Source organism: Xanthobacter sp. DMC47, assembly GCF_056313845.1.
In genome coordinates this window covers 1,312,071-1,325,204 of record NZ_JBQUZM010000001.1, presented here as the reverse complement: position 1 = coordinate 1,325,204, position 13,134 = coordinate 1,312,071, and the positions used below count along the sequence as shown (strand labels likewise).

15 protein-coding genes are annotated in these 13,134 nt (G+C 71.2%); 11 read left to right on the top strand and 4 right to left on the bottom strand.

Going from position 1 to position 13,134, the window contains the following annotated elements:
- Positions 1 to 131 precede the first annotated feature (131 nt).
- From ACT54R_RS06130 to ACT54R_RS06080, 11 genes are all read left to right on the top strand, one after another.
- Complete coding sequence (locus tag ACT54R_RS06130; protein WP_476324568.1) at positions 132 to 1,100, top strand: c-type cytochrome; 969 nt, start codon at positions 132 to 134, stop codon at positions 1,098 to 1,100.
- A gap of 22 nt (positions 1,101 to 1,122) precedes the next feature.
- On the top strand, positions 1,123 to 1,617 hold the full coding sequence (locus ACT54R_RS06125; RefSeq protein ID WP_476324566.1) for a lipocalin-like domain-containing protein: 495 nt from the start codon (positions 1,123 to 1,125) through the stop codon (positions 1,615 to 1,617).
- Positions 1,618 to 1,896: 279 nt separating this feature from the next.
- Positions 1,897 to 2,532: a response regulator gene (locus ACT54R_RS06120; RefSeq protein ID WP_476324564.1), complete on the top strand. Its 636-nt coding sequence runs from the start codon at positions 1,897 to 1,899 to the stop codon at positions 2,530 to 2,532.
- The gene (locus ACT54R_RS06115; RefSeq protein WP_476324562.1) at positions 2,532 to 3,857 is read left to right on the top strand and encodes a histidine kinase; all 1,326 of its coding nucleotides are present in this window, start codon (positions 2,532 to 2,534) and stop codon (positions 3,855 to 3,857) included. Before ACT54R_RS06120 ends, ACT54R_RS06115 begins: the two co-directional genes overlap by 1 nt.
- A gap of 93 nt (positions 3,858 to 3,950) precedes the next feature.
- Positions 3,951 to 4,901, top strand: a complete 951-nt coding sequence (locus ACT54R_RS06110; RefSeq protein ID WP_476324560.1) for an AAA family ATPase — start codon at positions 3,951 to 3,953, stop codon at positions 4,899 to 4,901.
- Complete coding sequence (locus ACT54R_RS06105) at positions 4,895 to 5,743, top strand: DUF58 domain-containing protein (protein WP_476324558.1); 849 nt, start codon at positions 4,895 to 4,897, stop codon at positions 5,741 to 5,743. The genes ACT54R_RS06110 and ACT54R_RS06105 overlap by 7 nt, the downstream gene beginning before the upstream one ends.
- Positions 5,730 to 6,071, top strand: a complete 342-nt coding sequence (locus ACT54R_RS06100) for a hypothetical protein (protein ID WP_476324556.1) — start codon at positions 5,730 to 5,732, stop codon at positions 6,069 to 6,071. The genes ACT54R_RS06105 and ACT54R_RS06100 overlap by 14 nt, the downstream gene beginning before the upstream one ends.
- Positions 6,068 to 7,021 carry a VWA domain-containing protein gene (locus tag ACT54R_RS06095; RefSeq protein ID WP_476324555.1) on the top strand — a complete coding sequence of 318 codons (954 nt, stop codon included), beginning with the start codon at positions 6,068 to 6,070 and terminating at the stop codon, positions 7,019 to 7,021. The genes ACT54R_RS06100 and ACT54R_RS06095 overlap by 4 nt, the downstream gene beginning before the upstream one ends.
- The gene (locus ACT54R_RS06090) at positions 7,018 to 7,890 is read left to right on the top strand and encodes a hypothetical protein (RefSeq protein WP_476324553.1); all 873 of its coding nucleotides are present in this window, start codon (positions 7,018 to 7,020) and stop codon (positions 7,888 to 7,890) included. The genes ACT54R_RS06095 and ACT54R_RS06090 overlap by 4 nt, the downstream gene beginning before the upstream one ends.
- Positions 7,887 to 8,510, top strand: a complete 624-nt coding sequence (locus ACT54R_RS06085) for a hypothetical protein (RefSeq protein WP_476324551.1) — start codon at positions 7,887 to 7,889, stop codon at positions 8,508 to 8,510. Before ACT54R_RS06090 ends, ACT54R_RS06085 begins: the two co-directional genes overlap by 4 nt.
- Positions 8,507 to 9,697 (top strand): hypothetical protein, encoded by a 1,191-nt coding sequence (locus tag ACT54R_RS06080; RefSeq protein WP_476324549.1) that lies wholly within the window; start codon positions 8,507 to 8,509, stop codon positions 9,695 to 9,697. Before ACT54R_RS06085 ends, ACT54R_RS06080 begins: the two co-directional genes overlap by 4 nt.
- Before the next feature lie 72 nt (positions 9,698 to 9,769).
- On the opposite strand, the gene ACT54R_RS06075 is transcribed toward ACT54R_RS06080, so the two are convergent.
- The 4 genes from ACT54R_RS06075 to ACT54R_RS06060 all read right to left on the bottom strand — a co-directional run bounded on the left by ACT54R_RS06075 (position 9,770) and on the right by ACT54R_RS06060 (position 12,934).
- The gene (locus ACT54R_RS06075) at positions 9,770 to 10,441 is read right to left on the bottom strand and encodes a hypothetical protein (protein WP_476324547.1); all 672 of its coding nucleotides are present in this window, start codon (positions 10,439 to 10,441) and stop codon (positions 9,770 to 9,772) included.
- 25 nt (positions 10,442 to 10,466) lie between these two features.
- Positions 10,467 to 10,877: a ribosomal maturation YjgA family protein gene (locus ACT54R_RS06070; RefSeq protein WP_476324545.1), complete on the bottom strand. Its 411-nt coding sequence runs from the start codon at positions 10,875 to 10,877 to the stop codon at positions 10,467 to 10,469.
- Positions 10,874 to 11,785 carry a DUF817 domain-containing protein gene (locus tag ACT54R_RS06065; RefSeq protein ID WP_476324543.1) on the bottom strand — a complete coding sequence of 304 codons (912 nt, stop codon included), beginning with the start codon at positions 11,783 to 11,785 and terminating at the stop codon, positions 10,874 to 10,876. The genes ACT54R_RS06070 and ACT54R_RS06065 overlap by 4 nt, the downstream gene beginning before the upstream one ends.
- A 99-nt stretch (positions 11,786 to 11,884) precedes the next feature.
- On the bottom strand, positions 11,885 to 12,934 hold the full coding sequence (locus tag ACT54R_RS06060) for a LacI family DNA-binding transcriptional regulator (protein ID WP_476324541.1): 1,050 nt from the start codon (positions 12,932 to 12,934) through the stop codon (positions 11,885 to 11,887).
- Between the last annotated feature and the right edge of the window lie 200 nt (positions 12,935 to 13,134).

Below are 13,134 nucleotides of genomic sequence, written 5' to 3'. Positions count from 1 at the left end.
GGCACAGGGCGCCGCATCCGCTCGTCAAAAGGCGCAAACTTTGCCGTCCATGACGCCCGCGGCCCCGATAATAATCTGCCCGGCGCCGCATCAGGGGGCGGCTGCCGCTCGCACAATCATCGGGGCTGCAGATGTTTTCTCCGGGCCGGCTGGCGCGGGACGTGATCGTCGCCGCATTCTGCCTCGTCACCTCTGCCGCTGGCGCAGAAGAGCCGCCGCCCGTCTGGGCCTATCCCGTCGCGCCGCCGGACTATGTGCCGCCCAAGGATGACGGCAGCGTCCGGCATGTCCCCGGCAGCAGCCGCGGCTACACGCTGACCGAGATCCGCGACCTCTTCGTTGCCCGGGACTGGTTCCCCGACGCCCATCCGCCCATGCCCGCCGTGGTGGCGCAGGGGCGTCAACCCGACGTGCGGCCCTGTGGCGTCTGCCACCGGCCTGAGGGCGTCGGCGGGCCGGAGAATGCGAGCCTCGCGGGCCTGCCGGCCGACTACATGCTGCGCCAGATCGATGATTTCCGCAGCGGGGCGCGCTCCACCGCGGTGAAGGCACGCGCCCACGTCTTCCGGATGATCTCCGCCCTCAAGGCGCTGAGCGATCAGGAGATCGCCGAGGCCGTCTCCTATTACGCGGCGCTGAAGCTGCCGCCGCGCGTCACGGTGGTGGAGACCGACACGGTTCCCGCGAGCTACGTGCCCTTCTGGTACTACACGAAGAAGGACGGCGCATCCGAGCCCCTCGCCGGACGCATCATCGAGATGCCGGACGACGAGGAAAATTTCGTCAACCGGGATTTCCACGTCACTTTCACCGCTTATGTGCCGCGCGGCAGCGTCGCGCTGGGCAAGAGCATCGCGAACGAGGGGCTGGGCGCGCGCATCCCCGCCTGCGTCGCCTGCCACGGCGAAGGACTGAAAGGCATCGGCGACATCCCGCCGCTCGCTGGCCGCTCGCCGTCCTATCTCGTGCGCCAGCTCTACGAGTTCAAGCACGGGCTCAGGGACGGCCCCATGGCGGCGCCCATGCGCGCGACCACCGAAGAGATGAGCGTGCCGGAGATGGTGGCGCTCGCCGCCTATGCCGCATCCCTGAAGCCCTGATGCCCCGAAGAGGAGAGACCGCATGTCCCTGAGGTCGTTCATCCCCGCTGCCGTCGCCGCGCTTGCCATAAGCGGTGCGGGCGCGGCCTTCGCCGCGGACACGCTCGGCGCCCGCCTGGTGGGCGCGTGGAAGATCGTGAGCGTTTACGACGAATTCGCCGACGGGTCGCGACGCGACACGTGGGGCGCCGGCGCGCAGGGGCTCGCCGTCTTCACGCCCGGCGGTCAGTTCAGCGCCATCATCGTTGGCCGGGACCGGACGGCGCGGGTCGGCGGTGTTCCCTCCGAGCCGGTCGGACCCGCCATGGCCTATGGTGGTGCCTACAGCGTCGACGAAGCGGCGCACACCTTCACCACCTCAGTCTGGCAATCGACTTTTCCCCAGTGGCAGGGCCAGTCCCTGGTGCGCACCATCGAGACGCTCGAGGGCGACCATCTGAAGGTCAAGGCGGCGCCGATCACCGATGCCTCCGGCCGGCAGTTCGTGCCGCATCTGGAGCTCGAACGTGTGAAGTGATGCGGGGCCTCGGCGGCTCCCCGCCGGGCGCCCGCCCGGCTTTCAACGAATCCCACCAGCTAGGCACAGGCGTGACCCTGCCGGGCAATCCTCCGATGGATGGTGGGCAACTGGCGCGGCTCGCCGGCGAACCCCTCCGGGGGTGAAGTCCTCGGCGTAACGACCTCCGCCGTCCGGCGGCCGCGCCTCCTTCTTTCCCGGCTGGAGGCAGACAAGCGGAACCTTGACCCGACGCCAGCGCCCCATTGTGCGGGCGCCGCGGAGGGATATCCTCCCCCCATGGACCTGATCCGCATTTTGCTGGTCGACGATCATCCGATCGTGCGCGAGGGCTACCGCCGGCTGCTCGACCGTCAGCCCGGCTTTTCCGTCGTGGCCGAGGCGGGCGACGGGGCCGCGGCGCTCGCCGCCTTCGCCGCCCATGCACCCGACATCGTGCTGATGGATCTGTCCATGCCCGGCGGCGGCGGCTTCGCAGCGGTGGAGGCGATGGTCGCCCGTGATCCGGGGGCGCGGATCATCGTCGTGTCCATGCACCAGGGCGCCATCTTCGCCCAGAAGGCCATGGCGGCGGGCGCGCGCGGCTTCGTGTCCAAGAGCAGCCCGCCGGAGGAACTGGTCAAGGCCATTACGGCGGTGGCGGCTGGGCGGCGGGCGCTGTCGTCCGACGTGGCGCAGGAACTGGCCCGCACCTCCCTCGGCACCGACGACATCGCCAGCCTGACCCCGCGGGAGCGCGAGATCCTGCTGCTCGTGGCGCGCGGCATGAACGGCCGCTCCATCGCCCGCAGCCTCGGGCTCTCCTCCAAGACCGTCCAGAACAACCTGTCGCTGATCCGGGCCAAGCTCGGAGCCGCCGGTGATGCCGACCTGGTGCTGAAGGCTCAGCGGTCCGGCCTCGTCCCGGCCATCTGATGCGCCGGCTCCTGCCCCAGCTGGTGCTGCGCGTGCTTGCGGCAGGGCTTGCCACGGTGGTGATCGCCGCCGGCTGGGTGCTGTGGGATACGGCGGAGGCGGCGCGGCAGGATGTGGCGACCACCGCCGTCCGCGTCGCCGACGCCATCGCCGCCCGCCCGAGCTTCGAGGGGCTCGCCTTCGGTGGCGTGGCGCCGGTGCCGGTGTTCCGGGACTGGCAGGCCTTTCCCGCCTGGACCCTCATCGCACCAGGCATCTGCGTCGAACTCGGCGCGCGGGAGAATCCGCTGCACCGACGCTGCGGCCCCTATGTCGCCGCCGATGTGGCGCCGCCGGGCTGGTTCGTCTGGCTGGCGGGGCACCTCGGCCTGATGCCTCAGCCCAAGTCCGTGCCGGTGCGCACGCGCTATCTGACCGATGCCTATGTCACCGCTTCGGCCGATACCGGAGTGGTCATGAGCCGGGCCTGGACGCGGACCGGCGACCTGATGCGGGTGGCGGTGGGCATGGCGGTGGGAGGCTCCATTCTCACCGGCCTGCTGATGGTCCGGCTCCTCGCCCCGTTCCGCATCATCCTGAGCGGCATCGAGCGCCTCCAGCGGCGCGACTTCTCGGCCGGGCTGCCACCGCTCCACGTCGCGGAGTTCGATCGCCTGAGCACCGCGCTGAACCATACGGCGGAGACGCTCAAGGAGGCGCAGGCCATGCGCACCGAGCTGACGCGCCGCTTGTTCACCATGCAGGAGAGCGAGCGGCGCGCGCTCGCCCGCGAGTTGCACGACGAGTTCGGCCAGTGCCTTACCGCCACCCGCGCGCTGGCCACGGCCATCGCGCAGTCGAAGGAATCCACCGCCGAGGACGGCGCGCGGATCGCCGAGATCAGCGGCCAGATGATGGACAGCCTGCGCGCCGAGCTGTCCCGCCTGCGCCCGCCCGACCTCGACGACCTGGGCCTGCGCCACGCGCTGGAGCGGCTCGTCGCCGACTGGCGCAGCCGCGTGCCTGCCATCCGCTTCGCGCTGGAGCTGAAGGGCGACATGGAGGCGGTGCCGGACACCCTCGCCCTCAGCCTCTACCGTATCGCCCAGGAATGCCTCACCAATGCCGTCCGCCATGGCGGCCCCGGCAGTGTCATCCTGAGTCTGGAGGTCGCCGGGACCATCACCCTGACCGTCGAGGACGACGGCGCCGCGCGGCCCGACAGCCGGGCGGGCGACGGCTACGGTTTGCTCGGCATCCGCGAGCGGGTCGATGCGCTCGGCGGAAGCTTCGCGCTGCTGCCGTCGGGCGGGGGCATGCGGGCGACGGCACTTCTTCCCCGCTGATCCGGGTGATCTTCCCGAGCCGGCCGGGAAGGCCTCTCTGGCGGCGCTGCGCCGGGCACCGGCATTCTCCCGTACCATCGGGAGACGCCGGGCATGAACGACATGAGCCATCCGATCACCCGCCTCGGCAGCGCGGTCGCCGCGGGGCTGATCGGCTACGAGGCGCTGGTTGAGCGGCTGCTGATCGCCCTGCTGGTCGGCGGGCACGTGCTGATCGAGGGGCCGCCGGGCATCGCCAAGACCCGTGCCGTCAAGCGGCTCGCCGCCAGCCTGCCGGGGAGCCACGCCCGCATCCAATGCACGCCGGACCTGCTGCCCTCGGACCTGACGGGCACCCAGGTGTTCCGGCCGGAGACCGGACGCTTCGATTTCGTCGCCGGTCCGCTGTTCCACGCGCTGGTGTTGGTGGACGAGATCAACCGGGCGCCGCCGAAGGTGCAGTCGGCACTGCTGGAAGCCATGGCCGAGGGGCAGGTGACATCCTCGGGCGTCACCCGCCCGCTGCCGCAGCCCTTCATGGTCGTGGCGACCCAGAACCCCATCGAGCACGAAGGCACGTTCCCCCTTCCCGAAGCGCAGATGGACCGCTTCCTGCTCCACCTGTCCCTCGGACTGCCCCACGCCGAGCAGGAACGCGCGATCCTCGATCTTGTCGCCGCGGAGCGGATCGCAGGTCCGTCGCAGGCGGAGGCCGCGCTGGTCCCGGACACGCTGGCGCAGGCCAAGGCCGAGGTGGCGATCGTCCATCTCGCCCCGGCGCTGAAGGATTTCATCGTCCGGCTGGTGATGGCCTCGCGGCCCGGTGGCGCGGTTGCCGAGTGGGTGGAACACCCGGTCTCGCCGCGCGGCACGCTGGCGCTGGCCGCGGCGGCGCAGGCCCTCGCCTGGCTGAAGGGGCGCGACTACGGCCTGCCCGAGGATGTCATCGCCCTCGCGCCCGACGCGCTGGCCCATCGGCTGGTGCCGACGTGGGCGGCCATCGGCGAGGGGCGCACCGGCCGCAGCCTCGTCGCCGACATCCTCAAGGCCGTGGAGCCATGGTGACGGCGGCGCTCGACGCGCCCGATATCCGGCTCGTCGCGGCGGAACTGCTGGCGCTGCGCGACACGCGCCTGCCGCGCGCCAGTCATCGCCCGGTGACGCGGCGCCCCGGCGCGGTGCAGGCGCGCCCGGCCGGCTCCGGCATGGACCTTCGGGAGATCCGGGCCTTCGCCGAGGGCGACGACCTCCGGCGGATCGATCCCGCCGCCACCGCCCGCACCGGCGCGCCGCATATCCGCAGCTTTCACGAGGAGCGCGATGACACGGTGCTGCTGATCGCCGATTTCCGACCGGCCATGCTCTGGGGCACCGGGGACAGCCTGCGCTCGGTGCGCGCCGCTCGCGTTCTGGCACGGCGTGGCTGGCAGGCGGCGGCGCGCCGCGCCGTCCTCGCCGCCATCAGCCTCGATGCGTCCGGCGTTGCCGCCGCCGCCGCAGGCGCCGGGGTGGCACAGATGGGCCGCATCAGCCGCATGCTGGCGGACAGCCACGACCGCGCGCTCGCGGCGGGCCAGAGGGGGGACGAGGCGGCGTCCCTGTGCGAGGTGCTGGCGCGGGCGGTGGCTATCGTCCCGTCGGGCGCGGAGGTGCTCATCGCCACCGGCCCGGACGGCATCCGCCCGGGCGACGACGCTGCTCTCGCCCGCCTCGCGCGTCGGCGGCGGGTGCGCGTGCTGCTTCCGCTCGATCCGGTCGAAATGGCTCCGCCGGCCGCTCCGCTGCCGATCCATGCCGGCCCGGACCAGCGGCTGGCGCGGCTCCGCCCGTTCGATCCCGCACCGCTGGCCGACCGCATGGCCGGCCTGAATGTCAGCCTCGAGGTGCTCCCGGATGACGCAGGCTGAGCTGATCGCCGCTTTGCCGGAGGGGCGCCTGCCGCCCTCCCTGATGGCGCTCCACGCGATTGACCTTGTCGCATTGTTCGGTCTCGGCCTTCTCCTCGGCGCGCTGTGCTGCGCCCTCGTGTTGCCGCTTCTCGTACGGCGCGTCCCGCTCCGCGCGCGGCTCCGGGCGCTGCGTTCCCTTGAGCCCGAGGCGCGGCTGCTCGCCATCGCTCGCGTCCTCGGCCGCCTGCCCGATGACCTGCGGGCCGCCGCCTACGGCGCCGCCCCGCCGCCTGGAGACGAGGCCATCGAACGGATCGCCCTGAAGGTGAGGCGGGCGCGCCGATGAGCCTCGCTTTTCCCCTCGTCCTGCTGCTCCTGCCCCTGCCGTGGCTGGTCCGGTACGTCCTCGCGGCGCGGGCGCCGGCGATGGCTTCGCTCGCCGTGGATGCCGCCGCCTTCGCAGCCGCCGCCCCGTCCAGCCTGCGCCACGACCCCGTTGCGGCCCTGCTGCGCGCGGGGGCCTGGATCGCGCTGGTCGTGGCGCTGGCCGGGCCGCGCGTCGCCACGCCCGTGAGCCTTGCCACCGCGTCCGGCCGGGAGATCATCCTCGCCCTCGACCTGTCGGGGAGCATGGCGAAGACCGACTTCGTGCTCGACGGCCGGCCGCTGTCGCGGCTCGACGCGGTCAAGGCGGTGGCGACGCGCTTCATCGCGGGCCGGCGGGGCGACAGGATCGGCCTCGTCGTCTTCGGCGACCGGGCCTATGTGGCCCAGCCGCCTACCTTTGACGTGGCCTCCACGGCCCGCGCCGTCGATACGTTGCAGATCGGCATCTCCGGTCTTTCCACGGCAATTTCCGACGGGCTCGGCCTCGCGGTGCGCCGCCTCTCCCACAGCGATACCAAGTCCAAAGCGGTGATCCTCCTCTCGGACGGCATCGACACCTCCGGCAAGGTGCTGGCGAGCGACGCGGCGCAGCTTGCGGCCCGCCACGGCATCCGCGTGCACACCATCGCCCTCGGCCCGGATGATCTGGAGAGCCAGCCGGACGCCAGCGATGCGGTGGATGTCGCCGGCCTCAGGGCTACCGCCGAAGCCGGCGGTGGGGCGAGTTTCCGGGTGCGCACCCTCGACGATCTCGTGGACGTGGCCGCGACCCTGGACCGGTTGGAGCCGAACCCCATGCGCCGCCCCCCGGTCCTGTACTGGCGCTCCCTCTGGATGTGGCCCGCGGCGGCGGCGCTCGTCTTCGCCGCGCTGCTGGCCCTCCTGCCGGCCATGGGGAGGCGTTCATGAGCGGCTTCGTCCTGCTCCGGCCGTGGTGGCTCGCCGCTTTGCCGCTGCTCGCCGCACTGGCCTTCTGGCTGTGGCGACGCGCCCCTGTGGCGGGGGGGTGGGGCCGGGTGATGCCACCGACCATGCTGGCGGCCATGCGCGCCCTCGGCCATCTGCGTCGGGACGATGCCGGTGCCAGCCTGATGCCGGTGGCGGTGGCGGCGCTGGTCGGCCTCGGCCTTGCGGGGCCCGCGATCCCGCGCGGGGACGCCCCGCAATTCGCCGGAGCCGGCGCGGTGCTGGTGGCTGTCGGCCTGTCGCCCGGCGTCGCCGGAGCGACGCTGGCCGACGCGCAGGCCGCCGCCGCCGGTATCATGGCCGCTGTGGCCGGCCGGCCGGTGGGCCTCATCCTCTATTCCGACGAGGCCTATGACGTGGCGGCGCCGACTGCCGATCCCGCTGTCTTGGAGAGCCTGATCGCCGTGCTTGGCCCCGATACCATGCCGAGCAGCGGCGCCCGACCGGCCGCTGCGCTGCGGCTCGCCCGCCGCATGCTGGAGGGGACGCCGGACGCTGATCTCGTGCTGATCTCTGACGGCAGCGGCCTCGATGCGGCCGCGCGCGCCGAAGCGGCGCGGCTCGCCGAGGGCGGCATCCGCCTTTTCACCCTCGCCTTGGGCGCGGGGAGCGACAAAGCCGCGTCGCTGGAGGCGCTGGGCGTCGCATCCGCCCCGGCCCGCGCGCCCCGGCCGGTCATCGACCGCCTGTTCGGTTCGGCGGAGTTGACGCGCGACGGGCGGGCTGCGGGGCTTGCGTTCGAGGATCTCGGCCCGCTGGTCGCGGCGCTCGCGCTCGTCCCATTTCTCGCCCTGTTCCGGAGGCGCGCATGAGCGGCCTCTCCCCGGCACGGCGCATCCTCCTCATGGCGGCGGCGGGCCTCGCCTGCCTCATGCTCGCCGGGCCATCCTCCCTTGCGCGGCTCGCCTTCTGGGCCGGGGCGCCGGGGACGGCGCGTTGGCAGGATGATGCCGCCGCACGGGGCATCGCCTTCTACCGGGCGGGCGATTATTCCGCCGCGGACGCGGCCTTCGCGGAGGCCGGCCGCAGCGAGACCTTCAACCGCGCCCTCACCCTCGCGGCGACCGGCCGCTACGCGCTGTCGGTCGCCTATCTGGACGCCGTGCTGTTCGTGGACCCGGCGGATGCCGAGGCGCACCAGCTGCGTGAATTGATCGACGCGCTGGCGCCCAAGACGGTGGGAACCAGCGTCGTCCGCGGCCATATCCCGGCTGCTGTGGGAACTGCATCCGCGAACAAGGGCGACGGCGTGGTGGCCACCCCCGACCCGGAGTTGAAGAAGCCCATCGAGGCGCGCGGCATCGTCGCCTCCGATGCCTGGCTCGACACCATTGCCGACGATCCCGGCGCATACCTGCGCCTGCGCCTGCGCAAGGAATTCGAGCGGCGGGCGGTGCTCGGCCTGATCGGGCGGGATGGAGACGCGCCATGATCCGTGCGCTTTGCCTTCTCGTCCTCCTGTCTCTGGCCGGCGGCGCCCGCGCCGAGAATTTGCGGCTGATCATCCCCGAGATGCGGCCGGTGGCGGGCGAGATGATCCCCGTCACCGTGCGCGGCGAATATGAGCGGCAGATCACGCTGGAAAAGCTGAGCTTTCCGGATTCTGCCGACTATGACTGGATGCAGCTCGCCCGCGACCAGTGGCGGACGGAGCAGGTGGAAGGGCGGGCCGTCCGCGTGTTCGAGCGCCGCATCGCGGTGTTTCCCCGCCATGCCGGTCCGCTCACCATCGGGCCGGTGACGCACCGGCTGACCGTGGTGGGCACCGATGTGCCGCGGGAGGAACTCCCGGTCACGGCGGAGCCCGTGACTGTGGCAGTGGTACCGTTTCCGGCCGAGGGGTCGATGCTCGCGGCGCGGGGCCTCACCGTCACCGATGCGCTGTCCACCGAGCCCGGTAAGCTGCGCGACGGGGAAACCCTGGTCCGCCGCGTCACGATTGAGGCGGTGGGGGCACCGTCGCATCTGGTGCCGCCGCGCCCCATTGTGCGCGCGCCCTGGCTCATCAGCTTTGCGGCGCCGGAGGCGCGCACGCAGCGCCTGACGCCGGACGGGCCGGTGACGACAGTGACATGGGAATGGCACCTGAGGCCGAGCACCGGCGACCCCGCCGTGCTTCCGGCCATCGCCATCCCCTGGTTCGACACAGGAACACGGCAGATGCGCACGGCGGAGATCCCCGCGATCCCCTTCGGCTATGCCAGCATCTATGCCGGGGTCGGCGGCACCGGGCATTTGCCCGCCGGGCAGATACGCGCCGCGGCGCTGGCCGTCGCCGGCGGGCTGATGGCGGGATGTGTGCTGGTCCTCGCAGGCCTCGGGCCGCGGCGGCGCGACGACATGCTGAGGGCGCTCGGGCGGGTCTCGCCCGTGGACCCGACCCGCATCGCCGTCCGCCGGGCGGCGCGGACCGGCGAGCCGTTCGCGTTCCGCCGCGCGGTGGAGCGCCACCTGCGCCGGTGGCGCTTACTCGGACTGCCGGTGAGCGGGCACGAGACGGCGCGCCTCGACGCGCGCCTCTACGGGCGGGGCGGCGATGCAGCGCCGTTCGACGCCAGGGCCGAGGCGAAGGTGATCTTTCGGGCCGTTGATGCGCTCAGGAGGCAGGGCGGCAGATAGGGCAGTGCATCGCCGACGATGGCGTTGCCCCCATGCCGGCGTCTTCACCGGCAAGGGGGCGCGTGCGGTTTGCTATCGAGCCCCGGCCGGCGGCCTGGAATCAGACGAGGAGGCGAGTTTGCGGCTGCGCCAGACGCAAATCATGCCCATGCCGCCGAGGACCCACGCAAGAAGCGGGTGCCAGAAGGGAAACAGCACCACTGTCAGCAAGTGCGGTGGTGGTCCTGCCACCTGGACGGGTTGGGCGAACACCACGCCTTTCAACGAGAGTGTCCCGGGCCACAGCAGGCCCTGCATTGGCTCTCCACCCCCGGTAAACGGACGCGGCGGCGCTGCGACGGAACCATCCGAGTTGAAGAATTCGACTTCCTTGGTGCGCCTCGATGCGAGGGCGATTGCTCCCTCCCGCGTCAGGCCGAGGGCAAACTGCCCGCCGCCGCTGTTGGCGAACCAGCCGTTCAGGAAGTGGCCGTCACGGTCGTATCTCTGGATGCGCGCCAATGGCATGGACGCCGTGATCGTGGTCGAGTCTGGTCCCGCGATCGCTTTCGTGTCGAAGAAGGCCGGAAGCTCCACATGGTTCAGCAGGTCGCCGGTGGCGGCCAGAAGAAAGGGGCCAAAGAAGCCGAGGCTGCCGAGGGCGAGCAGGATGGCACACCACACGTGACCGTCGCGGCCGATACGCAGTGCGTCTCTCCACCAGACCGCGAGGAAAACCAGCGGGAACACCACCATGAACCACATCTCGGACCCTCCAGCCCTGGGGAAATCACCTCTGCCGCATCCGTCCGATGGCCAGATGAAGCGGCAGGACGAGGGCTATGCCGAGCCAGTAGGCCACGATGTTCCACGGGTTGAAGACGCGGCCCAGCAGCAGTGCGCCGGCCAAAGTGGCGCGGAAGGCGTCGAGGGTGGGCGCGTGGTAGAGGCGGAACAGCTCCGCCGCCATCGCAATGGACGCGGCCGCTACTGGCGCGACCCACCAGCGCGTCTTGTCCGTTGCGGCCCCGACGATCAGCAGCACCATGGCGCCCCACAGCACGCCCCCGCCGTAGTTGAGGAAGAAGCCCGGCAGCCCCAATGGCACGAGGCGCCAGACGAGGCCACCCACCATCACCACCAGCGCTGCGGCGAGATGGAGGCCGGCGCGGCGAAGCCTGTCCTTTCGGACGTGGGTCACGCCGGGCTCCCTTCACGCGCCGGTTGGGCGGCGGTTTCGGTGGTGCGCCACAGGGCGGCGGCGACGAGCGTGTAGGAGATGAGCATCAGGAGGAACCACGAGGTGAGCTTGGCCGGCGACACCATGGCCCAGCCCTTCGTTTGGTGGGGATAGAGCCACGCGCCGGCGCCCGTGCCGATGTTCTCGCCGAACCAGATGAACAGCGCCACGAGGAAGAAGCCGAGCAGCAGCGGCATTCGCCGATGCACCCTCCAGACCTTGAAGTGGATCACCGTCCGGCGGAACAGCATCACCGCCGCCGCCAGCAGCAGCCATCGCCCATCAAGGCCCCAGTGGTCGGTGAAAAAATTGAGATAGATGGCGGCGGAGAGAAGGCCCAGCGTCCAGAGCGGCGGATGACCGGTGAAGCGGAAGTCGAAGAGCCGCCACGCGCGGGCGATATAGCTGCCCACCGCCGCATACATGAAGCCCGTGAACAGCGGCACGCCGGCGAGCCGCAGAAGGCTCGGCTCCGGATAATGCCAGGAGCCCACGGCCGTCTTGAACAGCTCCATCGCCGTGCCGACGATGTGGAAGATGAGGATCACCTTCGCTTCCTCCAGCGTCTCCAGGCGGAATGCGAGGAGGGCGATCTGCACGAGCGCTGCCGCGATCACCAGCGCGTCGTAGCGAGGCAGAGCGGCGTGCTGCGGATACCAGAGCCGCGTCGCGATGATGAGCGCGAGGAGGATGCCGCCGAACAGGCACGCCCAGCCCTGTTTGATGCCGAAGCGCAGGAACTCGTAGAGCCCCGCCATCGCCGGCCCGCGTGCAGAGAACCACGCGCCGAGGCGCGCCTCCCGCATTGCGAATGCTGCAACGATCGGCCAGTCGTCGCCGGCCCGCGGCGCACCGCTCTCAATTTTCATGACGCGGTCCATCCTGTCCCGCCGCCAGATGGCGCCCGCATACCGGCGAATTCAAGCCTGTTCTGTCGTGAGATGAGGCGCGCGGAACACTGCAGGCCTTCAGGACGGTTCCCGGGCCAGAACCGGGCTTGCCGCCGGGGCCGTCGCCGATCGGCGGACCACCAGCTCGATGGGCAGTTCCACGCGCTGCGGCTGCGCTTCGCCGCGGAGGCGGGCGAGCAGATGGCGCGCCACCGTGCGCCCGAGCTCGGTGGTGGGCAGATGCACCGTGGTCAGTGGCGGGGCGAGGTGGGCGGCGATTTCCAGATTGTCGATGCCCACCACCGACAGAGCGCCGGGCACGGCGATGCCGCTCGCCTGGGCCTCGAACAGCGCACCGGCCGCGAGAAGATCGTTGCCACAGACCACGGCCGTCGGCGGCGTCGCCCGCGCCATCAGCTCGGCAAGCCCGGCTCGGCCACCGGCAAGGGTGAAGGGGGCCTCCACCACGCAAGAAGAAGGCAGCTCGATCCCGCGCGCGGCGAGGGCGGCGCGGACTCCGGCGACGCGGGAGCGGGCGCGGTCGTTGGCGTGGGTGAAGCCGGAGATCATTCCGAAGCGACGGTGGCCGAGGTCGAGCAGGTGATCGGCGATGAGCCATCCCGCCTTCTCGTTGTCGAAGCCGATGGCCGGCAGACGCGCATCGAACGACCACGACAGCACGACCGGAACCGACGCGGTGGTGAGCAGCGCCCAGGTCTCCTCCAGATGGTCCGCGCCCACCACCATCAGCGCGTCGACGCCGCGCGCCAGCATCGCCCGCACCGCCGCGGCCTCCTGCGCCGGGGCGTAATCGTGGGCGGCGACCAGGAGCTGATAGCCGTTGCCCGCAAGCTCGGTCTGCATGGCCTGGATGGCGCGGGCGAAGATGGCGTGATCGAGGGTGGGCACCACCGCACCGATGGTCAACGTCTTGCCCGAAGCGAGGGCGCGCGCCGCGCCGCCCGGCACGTAGTTCAGCTGCGCGATGGCGTCGCTCACGCGCGCTAGGGTTTCCTCCTGGACCAGATCGGGATGCGAGAGGGCGCGCGAGACCGTGGCCGTGGAGACCCCGGCCAACTGAGCCACATCCTGAAGCGTCGCCCGCGCCTTGCGATTCATGGTTGTCATCATGCCAGTCCGGGACTGCGATGAACAGGGATGAATGCGCTTGCAGCCTTTTGCGCGCAAGGCATTTACCGCAGCGCAGCAGTGAAAATATGGATCTTCTCCGGATCGCCGCTTGACACTCGGGGGTCCGATGATAGCCTTCATGTAAGCGCTTGCATGAACCGCATAACGGCGGTCCGCAGCGTGCCGATGCTCCCGCA